General features: G+C 66.2%; 24 protein-coding genes and 1 tRNA gene. 8 read left to right on the top strand and 17 right to left on the bottom strand.

The window, feature by feature from the left end:
• The first annotated feature begins 339 nt into the window (after positions 1–339).
• The 3 genes from DIE04_RS17355 (at position 340) to DIE04_RS17345 (ending at position 3,750) form a co-directional block, all read left to right on the top strand.
• Positions 340–1,959, top strand: coding sequence for an acyl-CoA synthetase (locus tag DIE04_RS17355; RefSeq protein WP_124487594.1), 1,620 nt, complete (start codon positions 340–342; stop codon positions 1,957–1,959).
• Positions 1,960–2,042: 83 nt separating this feature from the next.
• Entirely contained in the window at positions 2,043–2,369 is a 327-nt protein-coding gene (locus DIE04_RS17350; protein WP_012363583.1) for a DUF2288 domain-containing protein, read from the top strand.
• 10 nt (positions 2,370–2,379) lie between these two features.
• Positions 2,380–3,750, top strand: coding sequence for an MATE family efflux transporter (locus DIE04_RS17345; RefSeq protein ID WP_124487593.1), 1,371 nt, complete (start codon positions 2,380–2,382; stop codon positions 3,748–3,750).
• Positions 3,751–3,775: 25 nt separating this feature from the next.
• Here the strand turns inward: DIE04_RS17345 and DIE04_RS17340 are convergent, their stop codons facing one another.
• On the bottom strand, positions 3,776–3,961 hold the full coding sequence (locus DIE04_RS17340; protein WP_124487592.1) for a hypothetical protein: 186 nt from the start codon (positions 3,959–3,961) through the stop codon (positions 3,776–3,778).
• Positions 3,962–4,096: 135 nt separating this feature from the next.
• Here DIE04_RS17340 and DIE04_RS29780 point away from each other — a divergent pair, with 135 nt between their 5' ends.
• Positions 4,097–4,267 (top strand): hypothetical protein, encoded by a 171-nt coding sequence (locus DIE04_RS29780; RefSeq protein ID WP_014897413.1) that lies wholly within the window; start codon positions 4,097–4,099, stop codon positions 4,265–4,267.
• A 208-nt stretch (positions 4,268–4,475) separates the two neighbouring features.
• Here DIE04_RS29780 and DIE04_RS17335 read toward each other — a convergent pair whose 3' ends face one another.
• Positions 4,476–5,282 (bottom strand): GNAT family N-acetyltransferase, encoded by an 807-nt coding sequence (locus DIE04_RS17335; protein ID WP_044844882.1) that lies wholly within the window; start codon positions 5,280–5,282, stop codon positions 4,476–4,478.
• A gap of 159 nt (positions 5,283–5,441) precedes the next feature.
• A complete protein-coding gene (sixA, locus tag DIE04_RS17330; protein WP_044844883.1) occupies positions 5,442–5,903 on the bottom strand; it encodes a phosphohistidine phosphatase SixA in 462 nt (153 codons plus the stop codon).
• Between the two features lie 163 nt (positions 5,904–6,066).
• Between sixA and DIE04_RS17325 the strand changes: the two genes are divergently transcribed.
• Positions 6,067–6,143, top strand: a tRNA-Pro gene (locus DIE04_RS17325).
• Positions 6,144–6,297: 154 nt separating this feature from the next.
• Positions 6,298–6,747, top strand: coding sequence for a hypothetical protein (locus tag DIE04_RS17320; RefSeq protein ID WP_124487591.1), 450 nt, complete (start codon positions 6,298–6,300; stop codon positions 6,745–6,747).
• A gap of 52 nt (positions 6,748–6,799) precedes the next feature.
• On the opposite strand, the gene ppx is transcribed toward DIE04_RS17320, so the two are convergent.
• Positions 6,800–8,317 (bottom strand): exopolyphosphatase, encoded by a 1,518-nt coding sequence (ppx, locus tag DIE04_RS17315; RefSeq protein ID WP_124487590.1) that lies wholly within the window; start codon positions 8,315–8,317, stop codon positions 6,800–6,802.
• 279 nt (positions 8,318–8,596) lie between these two features.
• On the opposite strand from ppx, the gene ppk1 reads away from it, so the two are divergent.
• On the top strand, positions 8,597–10,660 hold the full coding sequence (gene ppk1 / locus DIE04_RS17310) for a polyphosphate kinase 1 (protein ID WP_044844886.1): 2,064 nt from the start codon (positions 8,597–8,599) through the stop codon (positions 10,658–10,660).
• Positions 10,661–10,773: 113 nt separating this feature from the next.
• On the opposite strand, the gene phoR is transcribed toward ppk1, so the two are convergent.
• The 11 genes from phoR to DIE04_RS17250 form a co-directional block, all read right to left on the bottom strand.
• A complete protein-coding gene (gene phoR, locus DIE04_RS17305; protein ID WP_124487589.1) occupies positions 10,774–12,093 on the bottom strand; it encodes a phosphate regulon sensor histidine kinase PhoR in 1,320 nt (439 codons plus the stop codon).
• 57 nt (positions 12,094–12,150) lie between these two features.
• Positions 12,151–12,852 carry a phosphate regulon transcriptional regulator PhoB gene (gene phoB / locus DIE04_RS17300; protein ID WP_006750313.1) on the bottom strand — a complete coding sequence of 234 codons (702 nt, stop codon included), beginning with the start codon at positions 12,850–12,852 and terminating at the stop codon, positions 12,151–12,153.
• A 31-nt stretch (positions 12,853–12,883) separates the two neighbouring features.
• Positions 12,884–13,588: a phosphate signaling complex protein PhoU gene (phoU, locus tag DIE04_RS17295; protein ID WP_044844888.1), complete on the bottom strand. Its 705-nt coding sequence runs from the start codon at positions 13,586–13,588 to the stop codon at positions 12,884–12,886.
• An 18-nt stretch (positions 13,589–13,606) separates the two neighbouring features.
• Complete coding sequence (gene pstB, locus DIE04_RS17290; RefSeq protein WP_124487588.1) at positions 13,607–14,455, bottom strand: phosphate ABC transporter ATP-binding protein PstB; 849 nt, start codon at positions 14,453–14,455, stop codon at positions 13,607–13,609.
• A gap of 15 nt (positions 14,456–14,470) precedes the next feature.
• On the bottom strand, positions 14,471–15,364 hold the full coding sequence (gene pstA, locus DIE04_RS17285) for a phosphate ABC transporter permease PstA (protein WP_124487587.1): 894 nt from the start codon (positions 15,362–15,364) through the stop codon (positions 14,471–14,473).
• The gene (gene pstC, locus DIE04_RS17280; protein ID WP_044844890.1) at positions 15,361–16,344 is read right to left on the bottom strand and encodes a phosphate ABC transporter permease PstC; all 984 of its coding nucleotides are present in this window, start codon (positions 16,342–16,344) and stop codon (positions 15,361–15,363) included. Before pstC ends, pstA begins: the two co-directional genes overlap by 4 nt.
• Before the next feature lie 94 nt (positions 16,345–16,438).
• Positions 16,439–17,473, bottom strand: coding sequence for a phosphate ABC transporter substrate-binding protein PstS (pstS, locus tag DIE04_RS17275; RefSeq protein ID WP_124487586.1), 1,035 nt, complete (start codon positions 17,471–17,473; stop codon positions 16,439–16,441).
• Between the two features lie 454 nt (positions 17,474–17,927).
• A complete protein-coding gene (gene glmM / locus DIE04_RS17265; protein ID WP_044844892.1) occupies positions 17,928–19,283 on the bottom strand; it encodes a phosphoglucosamine mutase in 1,356 nt (451 codons plus the stop codon).
• Between the two features lie 36 nt (positions 19,284–19,319).
• The gene (gene folP, locus DIE04_RS17260) at positions 19,320–20,261 is read right to left on the bottom strand and encodes a dihydropteroate synthase (RefSeq protein ID WP_124487585.1); all 942 of its coding nucleotides are present in this window, start codon (positions 20,259–20,261) and stop codon (positions 19,320–19,322) included.
• A gap of 28 nt (positions 20,262–20,289) precedes the next feature.
• Positions 20,290–22,185 (bottom strand): ATP-dependent zinc metalloprotease FtsH, encoded by a 1,896-nt coding sequence (ftsH, locus tag DIE04_RS17255; protein WP_044844894.1) that lies wholly within the window; start codon positions 22,183–22,185, stop codon positions 20,290–20,292.
• Positions 22,186–22,351: 166 nt separating this feature from the next.
• Positions 22,352–23,014, bottom strand: coding sequence for an RlmE family RNA methyltransferase (locus DIE04_RS17250; protein WP_124487584.1), 663 nt, complete (start codon positions 23,012–23,014; stop codon positions 22,352–22,354).
• Between the two features lie 193 nt (positions 23,015–23,207).
• Between DIE04_RS17250 and DIE04_RS17245 the strand changes: the two genes are divergently transcribed.
• On the top strand, positions 23,208–23,735 hold the full coding sequence (locus tag DIE04_RS17245; protein ID WP_124487583.1) for a YhbY family RNA-binding protein: 528 nt from the start codon (positions 23,208–23,210) through the stop codon (positions 23,733–23,735).
• A 58-nt stretch (positions 23,736–23,793) separates the two neighbouring features.
• Here DIE04_RS17245 and DIE04_RS17240 read toward each other — a convergent pair whose 3' ends face one another.
• Both DIE04_RS17240 and greA read right to left on the bottom strand, forming a co-directional pair.
• On the bottom strand, positions 23,794–24,252 hold the full coding sequence (locus DIE04_RS17240) for a DUF4149 domain-containing protein (protein WP_044844897.1): 459 nt from the start codon (positions 24,250–24,252) through the stop codon (positions 23,794–23,796).
• A 14-nt stretch (positions 24,253–24,266) separates the two neighbouring features.
• A complete protein-coding gene (greA, locus tag DIE04_RS17235; RefSeq protein WP_021163362.1) occupies positions 24,267–24,743 on the bottom strand; it encodes a transcription elongation factor GreA in 477 nt (158 codons plus the stop codon).
• Between the last annotated feature and the right edge of the window lie 72 nt (positions 24,744–24,815).

Below are 24,815 nucleotides of genomic sequence, written 5' to 3'. Positions count from 1 at the left end.
CACGCATCGCATGTCGTCGAGAGGGAGAACGGGAAGGTTGTGTCAGCGCTTGCGCAGACGGCCGGTGAACCGGCCGGACAGCGGATCGACACGGCTGGCGAACGCCACCAGCGCCCCGATTCCGAAGAGGCTGAACCCCGCAGCTATCAGAAGCAAATCCATGGTCATATCACTGTTTTGTCGTGATCTTATGCGTCATGACGGAATCGTGCACTGAGCCGCACCCGTTGCACGAGTCCGCACATTCCCTATCTATCCGACGCCATTGTGGTTTCGGTCGCGTGAAATGCCGATGTAATCTATCGACCGATGCCGACGATCGACGCCAAGGAGACTCGCATGCTGCCCGCCGCCGACCGCTACGACGACCTGCTCGCCCGCTTCCGGTGGGACGTTCCGGCCCGTTACAACATCGGCGTGGACGTCTGCGACAAGTGGGCCGACGGCAGCGGACAGCTCGCGCTGATCCACGAAACGGCGCAAGGCGACGTGTCGCGCCTCACGTTCGACGACCTGAAGAATGCTTCTAACCGTTTCGCGAACAGCCTCGCGCGGGCAGGTTTGCAACGCGGCGACCGGATCGCGATCTTCCTCGCACAGGGTCCGGAAACAGCGATCGCGCATCTCGCCGCGTACAAGCTCGGCGCGATCGCGGTGCCGCTGTTCACGCTGTTCGGCGCCGACGCACTCGAATACCGGCTCGCGAACAGCGAAGCCGCCGCGCTCGTCACCGACGCAGCCGGTTACGCGAAGATCGCGTCGCTGCGCGCGCAACTGCCGATGCTGCGCACGTGCTACTGCATCGGCGACGATGCACCCGACGCCCCCGGCGTGCTGCGCTTCGACGCCGCGCTCGCCGCCGAATCGCCGGATTTCGTGCCGGCGGACACCGCGGCCGACGATCCGGCGGTGATCATCTACACGTCCGGGACGACCGGCAAGCCGAAAGGCGCGCTCCATGCGCATCGCGTGCTGCTGGGCCATCTGCCGGGCGTCGAGATGTCGCAGCAATGCTTCCCGCGCGACGCACGCCTGTTCTGGACGCCCGCCGACTGGGCATGGATCGGCGGGCTGCTCGACGTGCTGCTGCCCTCATGGCATCACGGCGTGCCCGTGCTGGCGCGCCGCTTCGAGAAGTTCGACGGCGAAGCCGCGTTCGCGCTGATGGCGCGGCACGGCGTGACCCACGCGTTCCTGCCGCCCACCGCGCTGAAGCTGATGCGCGCGGTGCCGGCGCCGCGCGAGCGCCACGCGCTGGCGCTGAAATCGGTCGCGAGCGGTGGAGAATCCCTCGGCGCCGGGCTGACGGCCTGGGGGCGCGACGCGCTCGGCGTGACGATCAACGAGTTCTACGGACAGACCGAATGCAACATGGTGCTGTCGTCGTGCGCGGCGCTGTTCGATGCGCAGCCGGGTGCGATCGGAAAGGCCGTGCCCGGCCACGTGGTCGCGATCGTCGACGAGCACGGCACGCCGCTGCCGCCCGGCGTCGAGGGGCGCATCGCGGTGCGCCGCCCCGACCCGGTGATGTTTATCGAATACTGGCGCAATCCCGCCGCCACGCGCGACAAGTTCGCGGGCGACTACCTGCTCACCGGCGACACCGGCACGATCGACGCCGACGGTTTCGTGCGCTTCGTCGGCCGCGACGACGACGTGATCACGAGCGCCGGCTATCGGATCGGCCCGGGGCCGATCGAGGACTGCCTGCTCACGCATCCGGCGGTACGGATGGCGGCCGTCGTCGGCGTCCCCGACCCGACGCGCACCGAGATCGTCAAGGCGTTCGTCGTGCTGAACCCCGGCCACGTCGGCGACGACGCGCTCGTGCAGGCGCTGCAGGCGCACGTGCGCACGCGCCTGGCCGCGCACGAGTACCCGCGCGCGATCGCGTTCGTCGACGGCCTGCCGATGACGCCGACCGGCAAGATCGTGCGGCGCGCGTTGCGCGACGCCTGAAACGGTCGTGGCCGTACCGGGCGGCCGGCCGCGCGCCCGGATGGTTTATAGTGGCGCCACGCAGTCTTTCCAGCACACAACCGATGTCCTCCCACCAACACGAATCCGCCGCGGGCGCGTCGCACAGCCCGCTTTACGCCAAACTCCTGGGCGAAACCGCCAAGATCGACTGGTGCGATCTCGAGCGCTTCTTCGCACAGGGCAAGCTGCTGTCGGTTGCACGCGATCTCGATCTCGTGAGCGTCGCGGAAGCGATCGCCGGCGACGACGCGCAACAGGTCACGCGCTGGCTGTCGTCCGGCCTCGTCGCACGCATGCCGGCGGAAACCGCCGCCGACTTCGCGGCGCGCAATCCGGAGCTGTGGGCGGTCGTCGTGTCGCCGTGGGTCTGCGTGCAGGAACGCGCCTGACGCGTTCGCCATGTCCGAATCCGCATTACCGCACGGGGCCGGCACCGGGTCGGCCGCCGTCTCGCACCGGCGCGTCCTCGCGCTCGCCTTCCCGATCGTCCTCGCAAACCTGACCCAGCCGATCCTCGGCGCGGTCGACACGGCCGTCGCCGGCCACCTCGACGGCGCGCAGTATCTCGGCGGCGTCGCGCTCGGCGGGCTGTTCTTCAATTTCGTGTTCTGGGGCTTCGGCTTCCTGCGCATGGGCACGACCGGCCTCGTCGCGCAGGCGCACGGCGCCGGCGACGCCGCCGGCATCCGGCTGAACGTGCTGCGCGCGCTGATCGTCGCGTTCGCGCTCGGCACCGCCGTGCTCGCGCTGCAGGTGCCGCTGCTGTCGTTCGCGCTGACCGCGCTGGGCGGCAGCGAGGCCGTGCGCACGACGGCGCTGGCCTATGGCCACGCACGGATCTGGAGCGCGCCGTTCGCGCTCGCCAACTACGTCGTGCTCGGCTACCTGCTCGGCGTGCAACGCGTACGGCTCGCGCTCGTCGCGCAGGTCTTCATCAACGCGGTGAATATCGGGGCCGTGCTGCTCTACGTGTACGGCTTCGGCTGGGGCATCGCCGGAATCGGTGCGGCGACCGCGACCGCCGACGCATGCGGCTTCGCGCTCGGCGCCTGGATGCTGTGGCGGCTGCGGCCGCGCGGCCTCGCGCCACTGGCCGCGCGGGCGCTCGCGGACCGTACGGCACTCAAGCGGCTGATCGCGCTCAATCGCGACATCTTCCTGCGCACGCTGTGCCTGCTCGGCGCGTTCGGCTGGTTCGCGCATCTCGGCGCCAGACAGGGCGACGCGACGCTCGCGGCCAACGCACTGCTACTGAATTTCCAGACCTTCATGGCCTACGGACTCGACGGTTTCGCGCATGCGGCCGAGGCGCTCGTCGGCGCCGCCGCCGGCGCGCGCGACCGCGCCGCCTTCCGGCAGGCCGTGCGCGTCACGCTGCTGTGGTCCGCGCTCGGCGCGCTGCTGTTCGCGCTCGTCTACTGGGTCGCGGGCGGCTGGATCGTCGCGCGGCTGACCGACCAGGCCGAAATCCGCGCGGTCGCGCTGCGCTACCTGCCCTGGGCGGCAGTCTCGCCGATCGTGTCCGTGTGGGGATTCCTGCTCGACGGCGTGTTCATCGGCGCGACGCAGACGCAATCGCTGATGCGTGCGATGGTCGCGTCGTTCGCGATCTTCATCGCCGCGACGCTGGCGGCCGTCGGCCCGTTCGGCAATCACGGGCTGTGGTTCGCGCTGCTGCTGTTCATGGTCGCGCGCGGCGCGACGCTCGCGCGCTACCTGCCGGCGCTGACGCGGCGAATCGGCGCCGACGCAGCCGCGGCCGGCACCTGACGGCCGCGAAGGCCTGCCGCCATCGTCACTGCACGGCTGCGGGTGCCGACGGCGCCGGCTCGCCGAGCATCGACGGCGGCGTCATGTCGGTCGGCACACCGTGGTAATCGGCCGGATCTTGTGGCGGGTGGCCGCGACGGGCCTGGCGGGGATCGCTGGCACAGCCGGCAAGAATGGACGCGGCCAGCACGGCCAGCATGAAACGGGTCATCGGGAAGGCTCCGTAAAACGGCGCGCCCATCGCGCGCCAGGACCGCGCCGAGTCTAGCGGAATTCCGGGTTAGGGATCGTCCCGCGCGTGTCCTAATATGAATCCATGGCGCTGTGCCGTTGAAAGGAGGCAGCCATGTCGTCTGAAGAGATTGCCGGCCTGATCGGCCTGTTCATCGGCCTGATGGTGCTCGTCGCCCTGTCCTATTTCGAGTCGCGCGAATACAAGCGCAACCATGGCGGCGAAGGGATGATCCATCACTGGATGGCCGAACACCATCTGCTCGACTGGCGGCGCAAGCATTAGGCAAGCCCGCCGTGTCGTCCGGGCCGCCGCGCGCGGGGCCCGCTCCGAACGTGCGCCCACCCGCACGGTGGTCGGCGCATATCGCTCGAATTAACAGGGTCGGATAAGACAACATCCCCGGAATGGTCGAACGCCGTCGCGCGACAACCTGCCGCGCGACGGCGTTCGCTTGCGCGCGCCTGGAGCAGCGCGCCGCGATCGGGATGGCTCAGCCCAGGAAGTGCCGGGCGTAGCGGGCGTTGATGTCCGACAGCCGGAACAGCGTCAGGAAGTCCGCGCAGTTGAAATCGGGATCCCACGCCGGCGCGCCGCAAATCTTCGCGCCGAGACGCAGATAGCCCTTGATCAGCGGCGGCGGCGCGACGACGGTGCCCGTCTGCAGTTCGTCGACCGGCAGCGCCGTATGCGGGAACGCACGGTATTCCGGCGCCGTCAGCGCGTTCGCCGGCAGCGACTGATACAGGTTCGCCGCGTAATGGCCGCCGTCGGCCATCGATACGCTCGCGCAGCCGAGCATCGTCTCGTAGCCGTTTTGCATCATGTATGCGCCGAGACCGCCCCACAGCGCCATGATGACGGCGCCGCTGCGGTAGTCGCTGTGCACGCACGAGCGGCCGACCTCGACCATCTTGCCGCGCAGGTGCGTGAGGCGCGACAGGTCGAATTCGCCCTCGGCATACAGGCGGCCGACCCGAGCGGCCTCGTGCGGCGGCAGCACGCGGTACGTACCGACCACCTTCAGCGTGTCGAGATCGCGCACCAGCAGATGGTCGCAGTAGGCATCGAACGGATCGACGTCGAGACCGGACGGACCGCTGACCTGCGCGCCCATCTCTTCGGCGAACACGGTGTAGCGCAGGCGTTGGGCCTCGCGCAGTTCGTCTTCCGTGCGCGCCCAGGCGGCACGCAGACGGTACTCGGATGTGACGGTTTCAGCAGCGCGCGGCAGGTGACGCCGCGTCGTGTCGAGGGGAAGCGAGGCAAAAGGGAGCGTAGGCGTCGGCAGTTCTCGCATTAGGCTTTCCTGATCGTAAGGAATAGGACGACATGCCAGCCAATGTAGTAACCGGTCGTTACCGTTCTGTGGCACGACCGTGTCCTTTCAATGACGTGTCGCCGAATTGACTTTAGCAGAAAGCTTGCGAAACCGTATGATCAAAGCCCGCAAACCCCTTCAGGCCAGCTCCGGCGTCAATACTGCGCGCAGCACGGCCTGATGGTTGCCGTCGCGCGTGCGGCTCGCGAGCCACACGATGCCGCCCTTCTTGATGCTCCAGCTGTCGTCGTTGCCGGCCATCAATTGCGCCGCGACGCTGCCGAGCGTCGGCTGATGTCCGACGATCACGACCGTCGGCGCGATGCCGTCCGGCCAGCCGGCGGCGGCCAGCACGTCATCGACGCTACCGCCCGGCGCGAGCGCATCGACGGTCCGGTACTGGTCGGTCAGCGCCTCGACCGTCTGCACGGTGCGCGCCGCCGGGCTCGCGAGGATCACGCTGTTCGACTCGAGCCGGCTGCGCAGCCATTTGGCCATGGCCTGCGCTTCCTTGCGCCCGCGGGCCGTCAACTGGCGTGCGAGGTCGTTTGCCGCGTAGTCTTCGGCTTCGGCGTGGCGCCACAGGATCAGGTTCATCATGATGTCTCCTTCCATGCTTCGACGAATGGTTCGGCCGACCACCCGCGGGCCGGACGATCACACTTCGAATTGTCGCCAATCGCGAGCGGTTCGTGATGATGTGCGCCGTATGCAAAACGTGATTGACCCGGCCACCCATTAGACGATAGAATCTTTGGCTCGTCGGAGCGTAGCGCAGCCTGGTAGCGCATCTGATTTGGGATCAGAGGGTCGAAGGTTCGAATCCTTTCGCTCCGACCACGATACACGATAAGGGTTGCAAGCCATCGCGCTTGCAGCCCTTTTTCGTTTGCTCCGCCGTGCGCCTTCTCAACCGCTGCCGCCCCATGCAGAGCCCGCGCACGAATCTTGCGGGAACACGCGATAATGTCCGCGACCCAACCCGCAACCGCGCATGAAAAAAACCGTTTTCAAGACCGCCCTGCTCGGCGCGCTGCTCGCAATCGGCGCATTCGGCACCCTCGGCGCGTCCGGCGCCGCGTCGGCCAAGTCGCTCGACGACGCGCTCGACTGCCATTCGAACGGCCACAAGTTCGTCGCGCCGCTGCTCGCGGCCGGCGACATCCAGTCGGAGCCGATGCACGTCGAAGCGAATTCGGTGAACGCGTTCCGCACGAACCATCCGCTGACCGCCTACGGCTTCGGCGTCTACGTCGTGCTCGGCTACCAGGCGAATGATCCGATCTTCCAGCCGGGCGACGGCACGCCGATCGGCAAATGGGCGTACGGCGTCGTGGTACGCGGCACGAAGAGTGCAGTCGAACAGGCCGTTCGCAATGCCGGCAGCGACGCCACCGTCAAGCAGGCGTTCCCGTTCCTGACCGCGATCGTATGCTCCGACTGAGCATGCCGCGAGGCAAGCGGCGCGAGGGCGCCGCGCCCTCGGTAGCGTCTCGTTACGCGCCCGTATAAACCACGCGATACGGAATCCCGACCTTCTCCCACTCGGCCGCTTCCTGGCTGAGGCTGTAGTCGGTCAACGGGTTCTGCTCGACCCATGCGCTCGGCAGGCGCACTTCATACCCGCCCTTCTTCATCTGCGACACGGAAATGTCCGGCAGCCCGGCATCGGTCCGGCGCCGGCACAGCAGCGCGGCGAGCCGCAGGCAAAACAGCAGCGGCCATTCGACGTCGCGCGCCTGCGACAGCTTGCCGAGCTTGCCCGCATGCCCGAGCACGAGCGCGGCGAGGCGCGCCTGGTCAGTGCGCGAGAAGCCCGGCATGTCGGCGTTGCTGGCGATATACGCGGAATGCTTGTGATACGAGCTGTGCGAGATCGACAGGCCGATCTCGTGCAGCGCGGCGGCCCAGCCGAGGAACATCCGGCCTTCCTCGCGCGCTTCTTCGTCGTCGGACGCCTCGAGCTCGTCGTAGAACCGCACCGCCAGTGCGGCGATCCGCCCGGCCTGCGCGCGATCGACGCCGTAGCGGCGCGTGAAACCCTCGACGGTCACCGCACGCATGTCCTCGTGCTGGGCCCGGCCGAGCAGGTCGTACAGCACGCCGAGACGCAGCGCGCCGTCGGTGGTGTCGACGTAGTCGACACCCAGTTCCTCGAATACCGCGAGCATGATCGCGAGGCCGCCGGCAAGCACCGGCACGCGATCGGGCTTCAGCGCGATCAGCTTCAGCCGGTTCACGTTCTCGGCCTTGATCAGCGCGCGCTTCAGGCGTTCGAGCCCGCCGCGCGAAATGCCGTGCGTGATGCCGGCGTCGTTGAAGCCGTTCGCCTCGACGAGCTCCGCGAGCGCACGCGCGGTGCCCGACGAACCGATCGCCTGGTCCCATCCGGCCTTCTTGTACTCGCTGGAAATGATCTGGATCTCGCGCTTGGCCGCGAGTTCGGCCTGCCGCATCGTGTATTCGTCGACGTTGCCGGCCGGGAAGAACGCCCGGCTATGGCTCACGCAGCCGATGTAGAGACTCTCCATCACGAGCGGCGTGTAGTGCGAGCCGATGATGAATTCGGTCGAGCCGCCGCCGATGTCGACGACGAGCCGCTTGCCCGCGCTCGCCGGCACCGAATGCGCGGCACCCGCATAGATCAGGCGCGCCTCTTCGCGGCCCGCGATCACTTCGATCGGAAAACCAAGCGCCGCTTCGGCTTCGCCGAGGAATTCGCCCGCGTTCTTCGCGACGCGCAGCGTGTTGGTCGCCACCGCGCGCACATGATCGGGATGGAAATCGCGCAGGCGCTCGCCGAACCGCTTGAGCGCCTCCCAGCCACGTTCCTGCGACGCGCGATCGAGCATCTTGTCGCTCGACAGCCCCGCGGCCAGTCGAACCGGCTCGCGCAGCGCATCGACGGGATAGATCTGGCTGCCCGCCGGCGTTTCCTCGACGCGCCCGACGATCAGCCGGAAGCTGTTCGAGCCGAGATCCACGGCAGCCAGCAAGTGGGGGGATGTAACCATCAGAAGGGGGCTCCGTGCGCGTTCGCCCGCGGCAGCCGCTCCGGCCTCGCTGGACGATCAATCAAAGGCGATATTTTAAGCGTGGAACGCTTGCCATTGCCACGCTTCACGGGCATGTACTCGGGGAGAAAGTATATGGCCGAAACATTTATGAGACGAATCGGTTCAAGCGTAGAATTTCCCGATATAAATACATTATTGTCATCAGCACGTCATCGTACCGTGAGAGTTTCCGAGCGTCCTTTCGAATCATCGCCCGAATCACCCCCTACTCTGCCGATGTCCGTCCGCTATCCGCTTCTCAATCGTGAACTCGGCATCCTCGGCTTCAACGAGCGCGTGCTGGCCCAGGCAGCCGACCCGCACATTCCGTTGCTCGAGCGACTGCGCTTCATCTGCATCACCAGCAGCAACCTCGACGAGTTCTTCGAAGTCCGGATGGCCGGCCTCCAGGAACAGATCCGCGACAACCCGGGTGCCCTGACGCCCGACGGCATGTCGCTGCAGCACGCTTACGATCTCGTCGTCGAGCGCGCGCAGCGGCTCGTGCACCGCCAGTACACGATGCTGCACGAAACCGTGCTCCCCGCGCTCGAACAGGAAGGCATCTACTTCCACGCGAGCGACTCGTGGAACGACGAGCAGCTCGAATGGGCGCGCCGCTACTTCCTCGACGAACTGCTGCCGGTGCTGACGCCGATCGGCCTCGATCCCGCGCATCCGTTCCCGCGCGTGCTGAACAAGAGCCTGAACTTCGTCGTCGAGCTCGAAGGCCGCGACGCGTTCGGCCGCCAGGCGGTGATGGGCATCGTGCAGGCGCCGCGCGCGCTGCCGCGCGTCGTGCGCATGCCGCAGGCGCTGTCGGGCTTCGAGCACGGCTTCGTGCTGCTCAGCTCGTTCATGCAACGCTTCGTCGGCGAACTGTTCCCGCAACTGGTCGTGAAGAGCTGCAACCAGTTCCGCATCACGCGCAACAGCGAGCTGTTCGTCGACGAGGACGAAATCACCAACCTGCGCGTCGCGCTGCAGGGCGAACTGCCCGCGCGCCACCTCGGCAACGCGGTACGGCTCGAAGTGTCGGCCGATACGCCCGCGCATATCGTGCGACGCCTGCTCGAGGAAAGCCTGCTCGGCGAGAAGGACTGCTACCGCGTGTCCGGCTCCGTGAACCTCGTGCGGCTGATGCAGATCCCCGATCTCGTCGATCGACCCGACCTGAAGTTCGCGCCGTTCACCGCATCGATCCCGCCCGCGATCGCGAACGCGCCGACGATGTTCGACGCGATCGACGACGGCGACATCCTGCTGCATCACCCGTACGAAAGCTTCCAGCCGGTGCTAGAACTGCTGCAGCAGGCCGCGAAGGACCCGAGCGTCGTCGCGATCAAGCAGACGATCTATCGCACCGGCACCGATTCGCCGCTGATGGACGCGCTGATGGAAGCCGCGCGCAACGGCAAGGAAGTGACCGTCGTCGTCGAGCTGCTCGCGCGCTTCGACGAGGAAACCAACATCAACTGGGCGTCGCAGCTCGAAGCCGTCGGCGCGCACGTCGTGTACGGCGTGGTCGGCCACAAGTGCCACGCGAAGATGATGCTGATCGTGCGGCGCGTCGTGCAGAACGGCAAGGCGTCGCTGCGCCGCTACGTGCACCTCGGCACCGGCAACTATCACCCGCGCACCGCCCGCCTCTACACCGACTTCGGGCTGATGACGGCCGACCAGAAGATCTGCGAGGATGTCCATCACGTGTTCCAGCAGCTGACCGGGATCGGCGGCGAGCTCACGCTGCACGAGCTGTGGCAGTCGCCGTTCACGCTGCATCCGCGCATCATCGAATCGATCCGCGCGGAGATCGACAATGCACGCGCCGGCAAGCGCGCGCGCGTGGTCGCGAAGATGAACGCGCTGCTGGAGCCGTCGGTGATCGCCGCGCTGTACGAAGCGTCGCAGGCCGGCGTGAAGGTCGACCTGATCGTGCGCGGCGTGTGCGCGCTGAAGCCGGGCGTGCCGGGGCTGTCGGACAACATCACGGTGCGCTCGATCGTCGGGCGCTTCCTCGAACACCACCGCATCTACTATTTCCACGCGGGCGGCGCCGAGGACGTGTATCTGTCGAGCGCCGACTGGATGGACCGCAACCTGTTCCGCCGCGTCGAAGTCGCGTTCCCGATCCGCGAGCGCAAGCTGAAGCGCCGCGTGATCGCCGAAGGGCTGTCGGTCTGTCTCGGCGACAACCAGTCGGCCTGGCAGATGCTCAGCGACGGCCACTACCGCCGGCGGCGCGCGGGCAAGACGATCCGCAATGCGCAACTCGGGCTGCTCGCGAAGTTCTGTTCGTAGACATACGGCGCGGTTTCGCGTGCCGCGTAACAAGCAAAAAAGCACAGCCCGAGGGCTGTGCTTTTTTCATTCCGCCGGGGTGCCGATGTGAGGCGCCGCTTCGCGTGACGCGCTCACGCCTCGAACGCGGCCGGCCGGATCGCGATGATCCGCGAGCCCGGGAAGCGCGCGGTGAACGTGCTGCCGCGCCCTTCCTCGCTCTGCACGTACAAGTGCGAGTCGTGCCGCTGCAGCACGTGCTTGACGATCGCGAGGCCGAGCCCCGTACCGCCCGTATCGCGCGAGCGGCTACGATCGACGCGGTAGAAGCGTTCGGTCAGCCGCGGCAGGTCGGCGGCCGGAATGCCGAAGCCGCTGTCGGTGACGGAGAACACGCCCTGCGCGCCCTCGCGCCGCCACGACACGAGAATCTTGCCGCCGTCCGGCGTATAGCGGATCGCGTTGGTCACGAGATTCGCGAACGCACTGAACACTTCGGTCTGCGCGCCCGTGACACCGAGCGTCTCGTCGATCGCGAACGCGATCTCGTGATGCCCGTTCGACAGCGTCTGCGCATCCTCCTTGAGATGGTCGAACACGGCACGCATGTCGATCGCGTGATCCATCGGCGGCTTGCTTTCGCCCTCGAGCTTCGCGAGCACCAGCAGGTCGGTGACGATGTGCCGCATCCGCGACGCCTGCTGCTCCATCATCTCGAGATAGCGCGCGCGATCTTCCTCGTTCAGCGGCAGTTCGCGCATCGTCTCGAGGAAGCCCGACAGCACGGTGAGCGGCGTCTTCAGTTCGTGCGACACGTTCGCGACGAAGTCGCGCCGCATCGCGTCGGTCCGCTCGAGCTCCGTGATGTCCTGCGTGAGCAGCAGCTTGCGGTTCTCGCCGTATGGGAACACCTGCACTTCCAGCACGTTCTGCCGCGAGTCGCCCATCCCGCGCATCACGAGCGTCTCGTCGTAATGCTGCGCGTTCAGGTAACGGACGAACTCCGGATGACGAACCAGGTTCGTGATGTGCTGGCGCAGGTCGCGCTTCGCATCGAGGCCGAAGTGCACCTCGGCGATCGCGTTGCACCACTCGATCTGGTCATGGTCGTCGAGCATCGCGACGCCGTTCGGCGACGCCTGGATCGCCTGGATGAAGCGCGAATGCTGCTGCTCGACCTGGCGCACCTGCGCATGCCACTGCTTCGCGAGCTTGTGCAGCCGGTAGTAGATTTCGCCCCAGATGCCCGGTGCGCTCGGCACCTCGCCATAGACGGGCGCATCGAGCAGACGCCACAGGCGTTGCGTATGGAAGGTGCTGAAGAAGCCCTGCGCGACCAGCATCACGACCGCGAACCCGAGGGCCGCGGTCGGGCCGGCGAATACGCCGACCAATACGCTGATCAGCACGAGCAGCACGAGCGACACCAGAAAGCGCGCCCAGATGATGTTCATGATTCAGCGTCCGAAAGAATGAACGGCATGCCGCGGCACACGGCATGTCCGGATACGTTACGCGTGCTTGGCGAGCCGGTAGCCGCTGCCGCGTACGGTCTCGATCATCGCATCGCAGCCGGCCGGTTTCAAGGCCGCGCGCAATCGTTTGATATGGACGTCGACGGTGCGTTCCTCGACGAACACATGATCGCCCCAGACCTGGTCGAGCAGTTGCGTGCGGCTGTGCACGCGCTCCGGATGCGTCATGAAGAAATGCAGCAGGCGGAATTCGGTCGGGCCGAGATCGAGCTTGATCTCGCTGCCGTCGCCGTGCGCGGCGACCCGATGCGTGGCCGGATCGAGGCGCAGCCCGTTGATCGACACGACGTCCTCGGTCAGCTGCGGCGCGCGGCGGCGCAGCACGGCCTTGATGCGCGCCATCAGTTCCTTCGGCGAGAACGGCTTCGTCACGTAGTCGTCCGCGCCGATCTCGAGGCCGAGCACCTTGTCCTGCTCGTCGCCGCGCGCGGTCAGCATGATGATCGGGATGTGCTTGGTCCGTTCGTTGTTGCGCAGGTCGCGCGCGAACGCGATGCCGGACTTGCCCGGCAGCATCCAGTCGAGCAGCACGAGATCGGGCAGCACGTCGCTGATCAGGTTCTGCGCCTGCTCCGCGTTGTACGCGCGGATCGGGCAGTGACCGGCATGCTGGAGATTCACCGAGATCAGTTCGGAAATCGCTGGCTCATCTTCGACGACGAGAATGTTGCTGGGCATCGGCACCTCTGTTCTTCCTATACGGAGTCGATTAACTGTTGGCTTCGCGATCGAGCGTGTCGCGCGGCTGGTGCCGCACGTCGGTGCCCTTCACGATGTAGATGATGAATTCGGCGATGTTCTTCGCGTGGTCGCCGATCCGTTCGATCGCCTTCGCGATGAACAGATACTCGAGGCCGACCGAGATCGTGCGCGGATCTTCCTGCATGTACGACACGAGCTTGCGCACGAACGCGCGGAATTCGAGGTCGATTTCCTTGTCGTCCTTGACGATCTGCGCGGCCGCCACCGTATCGAGGCGCGCGAACGCGTCGAGCGCGCGGCGCAGGATCGTCACGGCCATCTCGCCCGACACCTTGATCTCGGCGATGTTCACCGCACGCGCGGCCGGTTCTTCGATCAGGCGGCGCACGCGCTTCGCGATCTTCTCGGCCTCGTCGCCGGCGCGCTCGAGGTTCGTAATCGTTTTCGAAATCGACATCAGAAGACGCAGGTCGCGCGCGGCCGGCTGCCTCCGCGCGATGATGTTGCCGCACTCCTGGTCGATGTCGACTTCCATCGCGTTCAGCGTTTCCTCGGCCGCGATCACCTTCTCGGCCGCATCGCGGTCGAATTCGTTCAGCGCATGCATCGCGCCGACGATCTGCGACTCGACGAGCCCGCCCATTTCCAGCACTTTCGACGACACGGCATTCAGGTCCGCGTCGAACTGGCTCGACAGATGTTTATCCGACATGGTTGTGGTTCTCCGTCATCAGCCGAAACGGCCGGTGATGTAGTCTTCCGTTTCCTTGCGCACCGGCTTGATGAAGATCTTTTCGGTTTCGCCGAATTCGATCAGCTCGCCCAGGTACATGTAGGCCGTGAAGTCCGAGCAGCGCGCGGCCTGCTGCATGTTGTGCGTGACGATCACGACCGTGTAGTCGCTCTTCAGCTCCGCGATCAGTTCCTCGATGCGGCCCGTCGAGATCGGGTCGAGCGCCGAGCACGGCTCGTCGAGCAGCAGCACTTCCGGACGGATCGCGATGCCGCGCGCGATGCACAGACGCTGCTGCTGGCCGCCCGACAGACCGTAGCCGCTCTGGTTCAGCTTGTCCTTCACTTCGTTCCACAGCGCGGCCTTCGTCAGCGCCCACTCGACGCGATCGTCCATCTCCGAGCGCGTGAGCTTTTCGAACATCTTCACGCCGAACGCGATGTTGTCGTAGATCGACATCGGGAACGGGGTCGGCTTCTGGAACACCATGCCGATCCGCGCACGCAGCAGCGAGATGTCGCGCTTGGTGGTCAGCAGGTTCTCGCCGTCCATCAGGATTTCGCCTTCGGCGCGCTGCTCCGGATAGAGCGCGAACATCTTGTTGAACGTGCGCAAGAGCGTCGACTTGCCGCAGCCCGACGGGCCGATGAACGCCGTCACCTTCCCTTCGGGAATGCGCAGGTTGATGTTCTTCAGCGCGTGGAACTTGTTGTAGAAGAAGTTGAGGTTGTTGACCTCGATCTTCGCGTTCAGCGGCGCCAGCGGACGGCCATGCGACGCATCGTGCGTGCCGGCGGGCGCAGCGGTGCGCTCGACGGGATTCAGGTGGCTTTCTGCCATATTCATCGGATTGCTCCGCCGTTACTTTTTCGAGAAGATCGAGCGCGCCAGGATGTTGAGTCCGAGCACCCCGAGCGTGATCAGGAACACGCCCGCCCATGCGAGCGACTGCCATTCGGCGAACGGGCTCATCGCGAACTTGTAGATCGTGACGGGCAGGTTGGCCATCGGCTGGCTCATGTCGACCGAGAAGAACTGGTTCGACAGGGCCGTGAACAGCAGCGGCGCCGTTTCGCCGGCGATCCGCGCGACCGCGAGCAGCACGCCCGTCACGATCCCGCCGACCGACGCGCGCAGCGTGATCTTCAGCACCATGCGCCACTTCGGCGTGCCGAGCGCGACGGCTGCTTCGCGCAGCGCGTTCGGCACGAGCTTCAGCATGTTCTCGGTCGTGCGGATCACGATCGGGATCTGCAGCAGCGCGAGCGCGATCACGCCGGCCCAGCCCGAGAAGCGCCCCGACTTCGCGACGACGATCGCGTACACGAACAGGCCGATCACGATCGACGGCGCCGACAGCAGGATGTCGTTGATGAAGCGGATCGTGCTCGCCAGCAGGTTCTTCTGGCCGTATTCGGCGAGATAGACGCCCGCGAGGATGCCGATCGGCGTGCCGACCAGCGTGCCGAAACCGCACAGCAGCAGGCTGCCGGCGATCGCGTTCGCCAGGCCGCCGCCTTCGGTGTTCGGTGCCGGCGTCGATTCGGTGAACAGCTGCAGCGACAGGCCGCCGACACCGAGATGCACCGTCGTGTAGAGAATCCACACGAGCCACAGCAGGCCGAATGCCATCGCGGCGAGCGACGCGGTCAGCGCGATCGCGTTGGTCACCTTGCGCTTGCGCTGCAGGCGGTTGCGCATCGCGTCGAGCGCGGCGCCGTTCGGCCCCGGGAAATTCATGATGGGCTCGCTCATTTCTTGCCCTCTCCCTTCTCGAGACGAAGCAGCAGCAGTTTGGAGATGGACAGCACGATGAACGTGATCACGAACAGGATCAGGCCCAGTTCCATCAGGGCGGACGTATGCAGGCCCGGTTGCGCTTCCGCGAATTCGTTCGCGAGCGCCGACGTGATGCTGTTGCCCGGTGCGAACAGCGACACGCTGTCGAGCAGGTTCGTGTTGCCGATCACGAAGGTCACGGCCATCGTTTCGCCGAGCGCGCGGCCGAGGCCGAGCATCACGCCGCCGATCACGCCGGTCTTCGTATAGGGCAGCACGACCTTCCACATCACTTCCCACGTCGTGCAGCCGATCCCGTACGCCGATTCCTTCAGCAGCACGGGCGTGACTTCGAACACGTCGCGCATCACCGATGCGATGTACGGGATGATCATGATCGCGAGGATCACGCCGGCCGCGAGAATGCCGATGCCGATCGGCGCGCCGGCCGTCAGCGGACCGAGCACCCACACGTCCTTGAAGAGATGGCCGATCGGTTTCTGGAAGTATTCGGCGAAGATCGGCGCGAACACGAGCAGGCCCCACATGCCGTACACGATCGACGGAATCGCGGCGAGCAGTTCGATCGCGATGCCGAGCGGGCGGCGCAGCCACACGGGCGACAGTTCGGTGAGGAACAGCGCGATGCCGAAGCTGACCGGCACCGCGATGACGAGTGCAATCAACGACGTCACGATCGTGCCGTAGATCGGCACGACTGCGCCGTAGACATCCGAGTTCGGATCCCACTCGGATTGCCACAGGAAGCCGAGGCCGAACTTCTGGATGGTCGGCAGCGACGCAATGATGAGGGAAACGATGATCCCGCCCAGCAGCAGCAGGGTCACGATCGCGGCGAGCCGTGCGAGGCCGCCGAACAGAACGTCTCCGAGACGGCTCGGCGCGCGTTGCTGCGCGGCATCGGACCGGGAGGACGTGTACGAAATATCAGACATGGGCGCCTGTTCTGGATCGCCGGACGCCGTAACGCCCGGCCTTACCGCACACACTGCCCGGCCGGCACGACCGGGCAGCGAACCGCTGGATGGCTTACTCTGCGGCGACCGGCTTGCCCGATGCGTCCGTCACCTTCGTCTTCCACTGCTTGCGGATTTCCGTCTCGACCGATGCCGGCAGCGAGATGTAGTCGAGGCTGTCGGCAGCCTTCTCGCCGTTCTTGAACGCCCAGCTGAAGAACTTCAGCGTTTCGGCGCCCTGCTCCGGCTTGTCCTGCTTCGCGTGCAGCAGCACGAACGTCGCGCCGACGACCGGCCATGCTTCCTTGCCCGGCTGGTTCGTCAGGATCTGGTAGAACGACTTCGACCAGTTCGCGCCTGCAGCAGCGGCCTTGAACGTTTCGGTCTTCGGCTCGACCACCGTGCCCGTCGAGTTCTTCAGGGCCGTGTAGATCATGTTGTTCTTCTTCGCGTACGCCCACTCGACGTAGCCGATCGCGCCCGGCAGGCGCTGCACGAACGCCGCGACGCCGTCGTTGCCCTTGCCGCCCGTACCCGTCGGCCAGTTGACCGTCGTGCCTTCGCCGATCTTCGACTTCCATTCGTCGTTGACCTTCGACAGGTAGTTCGTCCAGATGAAGCTCGTGCCCGAGCCGTCAGCGCGGCGAACGACCGCGATGTCCGTATCCGGCAGCTTGACCTTCGGGTTCAGCGCGGCGATCGCCGGGTCGTTCCACTTCTTGATCTTGCCGAGATAGATGTCGCCGAGCACCGGGCCCGACAGCGTCAGTTCGCCAGCCTTCACGCCCGGCACGTTGATCACCGGCACCACGCCGCCGACCACCGTCGGGAACTGGAACAGGCCTTCCTTCGCGAGTTCGTCATCCTTCAGCGGCGCGTCCGAACCGGCAAAATCGACCGTCTTCGCGACGATCTGCTTCAGGCCGCCCGACGAGCCGATACCCTGGTAGTTCACCTTCGCGCCGCCGGACTGCTGGTAGTCCGCAGCCCATTTCGTATAGATCGGCATCGCGAACGTGCTGCCTGCGCCCGTGATGTCGGCAGCTTGCGCGGCGACTGCGAAAAGCGCGCCAGCCAGGCCGGCAATCGCGGTTTGCATCAATTTCATGAGACCTCCAGTGTGTGAGCGGATGACTACGGCACCGCGAAGGTTAGGGGCTCCTCATGACGATAATGTGACAATCGATGAAACTGGCGTGACAGTAACATGACTGGTTGAAAGGGTGTAGCGGGCCCGGTTCGGGCAGCAGCACAAGCGCGGCGTGGCGGGGTTGGCGGCAAGAATTGCCGGTCGGGAAGAGGCAGATCCGCGCCCGCCGATGCGGGTTGCGAGCGGATCGTATCGCAGCGCGCGCGGGCCGGAAAGCCCCTTGCCGCGGCTGTCACGATTCAGGGACGGAGGATTTCTTTGATCAGATGAAATCCGCGTCGAAAGCGCCTTCTGTTTAATAGCGCAAACCTTTGCGTCTGACGAATTGCGGCGCCCGCAGGCGCCGCATGTCGAATCACCGGGGCGGCGGCGCGCACACGGCCGGACCGTCGCGCGCCGTCGCCGAGCCGGTTCAGGCCGTCGCCGCGCGCACCGCGTCGGCGATCGCTTCCGCGTGACGCGTCGCGTCGGCCGCATGCCGGGCCTCGACCATCACGCGCAGCACGGGCTCCGTGCCCGACGCGCGGATCAGCACGCGGCCGTGACCGGCCAGCGCGCCTTCGGCCGCGTCGATCGCCGCGCGAATCGATGCGTTGCCCTTCCAGTCGGCACCCGGTTTCATCCGCACGTTGATCAGCTTCTGCGGGAACAGCGTGACGCCGTCGAGCATCTGCGCAAGCGTGCGGCCGCTGCGCTTGAGCGCGGCCAGCACGAGCAGCGCCGACACGATGCCGTCGCCGGTCGAGTGGCGGTCGAGCGACAGGATGTGGCCCGAGCCTTCCGCGCCGAGCTGCCAGCCGCGCTCGCGCAACTGTTCGAGCACGTAGCGGTCGCCGACCGCCGCGCGCACGAACTCGACGCCCTCACGCTGCAGCGCAACTTCGACCGCGAGGTTCGTCATCAGTGTGCCGACCGCGCCGTCGACCTTGCCGACGGTCGCGATGCGGTCCTTCACGAGCACGTAGAGCAGCTCGTCGCCGTTGTACAGCCGGCCGGTCGAATCGACGACCTGCAGGCGGTCCGCATCGCCGTCGAGCGCGATGCCGAGGTCCGCATGGTTCGCCCGCACCGCGCGCATCAGCGCGTCGGGCGCCGTCGCGCCGACCCCGTCGTTGATGTTGAAGCCGTTCGGCGCGACGCCGACCGGGATCACGTCCGCGCCGAGCTCGTGGAACACGTGCGGCGCGATCTGGTACGCGGCGCCGTGCGCGCAATCGATCACGAGCTTCAGCCCGCGCAGATCGTAGGCGGCCGGGAACGTGCTCTTGCAGAACTCGATGTAGCGGCCGGCCGCATCGTCGAGGCGGCGCGCCTTGCCGAGCCGGTCCGACGATGCGCATTCGAGCGGCTTGTCGAGCCATGCCTCGATTTCGGCTTCCGTTTCGTCGGGCAGCTTGTTGCCGTCGGCGGAGAAGAACTTGATCCCGTTGTCCTGGTACGGGTTGTGCGATGCGCTGATCACGACGCCGGCCGACAGGCGCAGCGCGCGCGTGAGATACGCGACGCCCGGCGTCGGCATCGGGCCGGCCAGCATCACGTCGACGCCGGCCGCCGAGAAGCCGGCCTCGAGCGCGGCCTCGAGCATGTAGCCCGACACGCGCGTGTCCTTGCCGATCAGTACCGTCGGCCGTGCACCGGCCGCGACGTCGGCCGCACCGGCCAGTACCTTGCCGGCTGCATAGCCGAGACGCAACACGAAATCAGGCGTGATGGGCGCCTCGCCCACCGTGCCGCGAATGCCGTCCGTGCCGAAATATCGACGTCCCATGGCGAACCTTCCTCCTTCGTCTTTCTGATTTCTGACTTATCGTTGCCGCGCGGCTTCGCGCACGGCGTTCCAGACCTTCAACGCATCGACCGTCGCCGCGACGTCGTGCACGCGCACGATCGCAGCTCCACGCTCGAGCGCGCACAACGCGGCCGCCACGCTCGCCGCGACGCGTTCCATCGGCGGCTTGCCGCCGATCACCGCGCCGAGCATCGACTTGCGCGACATGCCCGCGAGAATCGGATACGCGCGCCCGTCGGGCCGCGCCGGCGCCGTGTCCGGCAACGCGGCCAGCAGCGCGTAGTTGTCGTCGACCACCGCCTTGCCGAACCCGAAGCCCGGATCGACGCAGATCCGTTGCGGCGCGACGCCCGCGTCGCGCAGCGCCTGCGCGCGCGCGGCGAGAAAATCGCGCACGTCGCTCACGACGTCGCCGTAATCGGGCTCGCCGACCTGCATCGTCTGCGGCTCGCCGAGCATGTGCATCGCGCACAGCCCGCTGTTACCCTCGCGCACCGCATCGATCGCGCCCGGCTGACGGAAACCCCAGATGTCGTTGATCAGGTCCGCGCCGGCAGCGAGCGCCGCGCGCATCACGGCCGGCTTGTAGGTGTCGATCGACAGCGGCACGTTCAGCGGCCGCAACGCTTCGACCAGCGGGATCACGCGCGCGAGTTCCTCGTCGAGCGGCACGGGCGGCGCGCCGGGGCGTGTCGACTCGCCACCGATGTCGATCAGGTCGACGCCTTCGGCGATCATCCGCTCGGCCTGGCGCAGCGCATCGTCGCGCGCGAGGAAGCGGCCGCCGTCGGAGAACGAATCGGGGGTGGCGTTCAGAATGCCCATCACGAGCGGGCGCTCGAACGTCAGGGAGAAACGGCCGCACTGCAGCGGCGCTGGAATGGATGCTGAAACAGCGGAATCGGGCACGGGCGGGAGGCGTTGATGAATGCAAAACGGGCCGGTGTGAAGCCACACCAGCCCGTGAACGGTGCTACGGCGAAGGTCAGGCCGGCGAAGCAGGCGCCGGCGCGTTGCCGGGCTTCACTTCGGCGGTGGTGCCGCCGCCCGACGAATCGCCGCCGACAGCCGGCGAACTCTTCGGCGAGCGCGGCGGACGCCCTTCCATGATGTCGTTGATCTGATCGGCGTCGATCGTTTCCCACTCCATCAGCGCGGCCGTCATTGCCTCCACCTTGTCGCGGTTCTCTTCAAGCAGGCGGCGTGCAAGGCCGTACTGTTCGTCGAGCACGCGGCGGATTTCGCCGTCGACCTTCTGCTGCGTCGCTTCCGAGATCGTGCGCGTGAAGCCTCGGCCGAACGGGCCGTTGTCGCTCTCGTCGTCGACGTAGACCATCGGCCCGAGCGCGTCGGTCATGCCGAAACGGGCCACCATCGCGCGTGCCGTCTGCGTGGCCTTGTTGAAGTCGTCCGACGCGCCGGTGCTGATCAGGTTCAGGAACAGCTCCTCGGCCACGCGGCCGCCGAACAGGATCGCCAGGCGGTCGAGCAGGTAATCCTTCGAATACGTCTCGTTGTCATGCTCCGGCAGCTGCCACGTGACGCCCAGCGCGCGACCGCGCGGGATGATCGTGACCTTGTGTACCGGATCGGCCTTCGGCAGCAGCTTCGCGATCACCGCGTGGCCCGACTCGTGGTAAGCCGTGGCGCGCTTCGCTTCCTCGCGAATCACCGCCGACTTGCGCTCCGGACCCATGAAGATCTTGTCCTTCGCGTCCTCGAAATCCTGCATCTCGACGATGCGCTTGCCGCGGCGGGCGGCGAACAGCGCCGCTTCGTTCACGAGGTTCGCGAGATCGGCGCCCGAGAAGCCCGGCGTGCCGCGCGCGATGACCGCTGCGTCGACGTCGTTCGCGATCGGCACCTTGCGCAGGTGCACGCGCATGATCTGCTCGCGGCCGCGGATGTCCGGCAGGCCGACATAGACCTGGCGGTCGAAACGACCCGGACGCAGCAGCGCCTTGTCGAGCACGTCGGAACGGTTGGTCGCGGCGATCACGATCACGCCCGAGTTCGCTTCGAAGCCGTCCATCTCGACCAGCATCTGGTTCAGCGTCTGCTCGCGCTCGTCGTTGCCGCCGCCCATGCCGGCGCCGCGATGACGGCCGACCGCGTCGATTTCGTCGATGAACACGATGCACGGCGCGTGCTTCTTCGCCTGCTCGAACATGTCGCGCACACGGGCCGCGCCGACGCCGACGAACATTTCGACGAAATCGGAGCCCGAGATGCTGAAGAACGGCACCTTCGCTTCACCGGCGATCGCGCGGGCCAGCAGCGTCTTGCCGGTACCCGGAGGGCCGACGAGCAGCACGCCGCGCGGAATGCGACCGCCCAGCTTCTGGAATTTCTGCGGGTCGCGCAGGAAGTCGACGAGCTCGGACACTTCCTCCTTCGCTTCGTCGCAGCCCGCGACGTCGGAGAAGTTCACCGCGTTGTTGTTCTCGTCGATCAGCCGCGCGCGCGATTTCCCGAACGAGAATGCGCCGCCTTTGCCGCCTCCCTGCATCTGCCTCATCATGTAGAACCAGAACACGATGATCAGGATCGTCGGCCCGAGGTAGTACAGCGCGGACATCAGCGCGTTCGGCTCGTCGTCGGCCTTGCCGCTGACCTGCACGCCGTACTTCATCAGATCGCCGACCATCCAGATGTCGCCGGGCGACACGATCTGGTATTTCTGGCCATCAGCCGGAGTGACGGTGAGGTTGCGCCCCTGAACGATGACGTTCTTGACCTTGCCGTTCTTGGCGTCGTCCATGAACTGCGAATAGGACACACCTTCCTGGACGCGGGGCTTGTCGAACTGCTTGAACACCGTAAACAGCACCAGTGCGATCACCAGCCACACTGCTGCCTTCGAAAACATATTGTTGTTCAAAGCACCACTCCTTCACTCGTAGACGAGCGCCTACATTTTCCTTGCGGCGCTCCTCGGTCATTCTAATCCAGTCCGACCACCCCTGCCATAAGGATTGACAACCGCCGCGATAGCGCTTCGCTTGTCTGGCAAGGGCCGGAGCCCGTTTGCGGCACGCCGCTGCGCGTCAGCGCGGATGCTTCAGATGCCGACCCAAAATGAACGTTTCGGACGATTTGTCGCGGGACGCCTTCGGCTTGCGCGGCGCGACAGTCTTAAACTGCTGTTTGAACTTTTCGACGATCTGGCTGTAGCCGCTGCCGTGAAAGCACTTCACGAGCAGCGCACCGTCCGGCTTCAGATGATTCTGCGCGAATTCGAGCGCCAGATCGCACAGATGCTCGATGCGCGCCGCGTCCGCCGAGGCCACGCCGGAGAGGTTGGGGGCCATGTCGGAAATAACAAGGTCCACCGCGCGACCTTCGAGCACTTCTTCGAGCCGGTGGAGGACGTCGTCCTCGCGGAAATCGCCCTGCAGGAAGTGGACGTCGGCGATCGGCTCCATCGGCAGGATGTCGAGCGCCACGATCGTGCCGTCGATGCCGCCTTCGCGCTCCGCGTCGCGCTTCTTGCCCTGCGCGAGCTTGTTGCGGGCATACTGGCTCCAGCTGCCCGGCGTCGCGCCGAGGTCGACGATCACCTGGCCCGGACGGATCAGCTTGTCCTGCTCGTCGATTTCCTTCAGCTTGTACGCGGCGCGCGCGCGATAGCCCTCCCGCTGCGCCATTTTGACGTACGGGTCGTTGATGTGGTCGTGCAGCCAGTGCTGGTTAAAGCGGTTTTTTGCCATTCGAGAGAGAGATTGCTGCTATTTGCTTCGTGAAGCCGTGCTTTTGGCGGATAATACGCGTCTTCTTCGCGCGGCTGCGGCCCCTTCCGGGCCCAAGCCGCGATTTTACGTGGTTTCGGCGCGCGGCTGATGCGGTAACTTCCCGCGATTCGCTTCTGACGCAGCGCGCCCCTATTTAGATTTCGACATTTCCATGCCCGCCCTTTCGCTTTCCCCCGCCGAGCGCTCCGCGCTGCGCTCCCAGGCCCATGCGCTCAAGCCCGTCGTGCTGATCGGCGCCGAAGGGCTCACCGACGCCGTGCTGAAGGAAATCAAGGTGCACCTCGCTGCGCACCAGTTGATCAAGATCCGTGTGTTCGGTGACGAGCGCGACGAGCGCGTCGCCATTTACGACGAGATCTGCGACCGCCTGAACGCGGCGCCGATCCAGCACATCGGCAAGCTGCTGGTGATCTGGAAGCCCGAGGCTGCCGTGACGGCCCCGGCCCGCGGCCGTCGTGCCGGCGCGCTGCCGAGCGCGGCCGAAGCCGTCGACGACAAGAAAGGCCGTGCACCGCGCACCGTCAAGGTCGTCAAGGTGTCGCCGAACGCGAGCCCGGTGCGCCGTCCGCGGCCGGTGAAGGTCACGGTGCGCGGCAACGAGCGCGTGACGGCAGGCGGCACGGTGAAGCGCGCGAAAAAGCGTCAGGCCAGCACGAAGCGGCCGCACCAGGGCAAGTAATCCCGCCGCGCGGCACGGGGCACCCCGTGCCGCGTTGCCCGCGCGGCGCTCAGGCCATTCAGGCGTCTTGCGCCGGCAGACGCCAGATCAGCATCAGCCCCAGCACGCTCTCGACGAGATAGAACAGGCTCGAGACGCCGTGCAGCATCCCGAAGCGGCTCGCATACGGCGAGTTCGCGATATCGGTGCCCGCCTCCATCGCGGCCACCCGCAGCGCGTTCATGAACGGCTGCAACGCAAAATACCCGACCAGCACGCACGCGACCATCGCCGCGACGATCCAGCGCACGCGACGATAATCGCCGCTGCCGCGCCGCACCTGCTGGTTCGACAGCGCGAGCAGCAGCACGCCGCATACCACACCGAGGATCGCCTCGATGCGGAACAGCTGGGCGGCGACCGAGCCGGCCGTCATCCGCTCCAGCGTCCGGAACAGCACGGGCGCGACCGCATACCCGATCGTCAGCAGGCTGCCGACCCACACGGCCGACAGCAGACGGAACACGCGATGCGGCATCACGTCGCCCCGCTTCAGATATAGCTGACCGAGATGATTTCGTACTCGCGCACGCCGCTCGGCGCCTGCACGGCCGCGACGTCGCCTTCGGACTTGCCGATCAGCGCGCGCGCGATCGGCGAGCTGACCGAGATCAGGCCGTGATCGATATCGGCTTCGTCGTCGCCGACGATCTGGTACTTGACGGTGTCGCCGGACTCGAGATCCTCGAGTTCGACCGTCGATGCGAAGACCACGCGGCCTTCGGCGTCGAGCACGGTGGGATCGATGACCTGCGCGGCCGACAGCTTCGATTCGATTTCCGCGATGCGACCCTCGATGAAGCCCTGTTTTTCTTTCGCAGCGTCGTATTCGGCGTTTTCGGACAGATCGCCCTGTGCGCGAGCCTCCGCGATCGCGTTGATCACGGCCGGCCGCTCGACGGACTTGAGGCGCTGCAATTCATCGCGCAGTTGCTCTGCGCCACGCTTTGTCAACGGAATGGTGCTCATAAACGGCTCAATCGCTAAAAACGGCTATAAAAAAAATCACCGCGATTAAACGTATTTCCGGTGAACCGGAAA

This window comes from Burkholderia sp. Bp8994, from assembly GCF_003853805.1.
Classification (GTDB): domain Bacteria; phylum Pseudomonadota; class Gammaproteobacteria; order Burkholderiales; family Burkholderiaceae; genus Burkholderia.
Note: the sequence above shows the minus strand (reverse complement) of the source record. Positions and strands in the feature narration are given on the sequence as shown.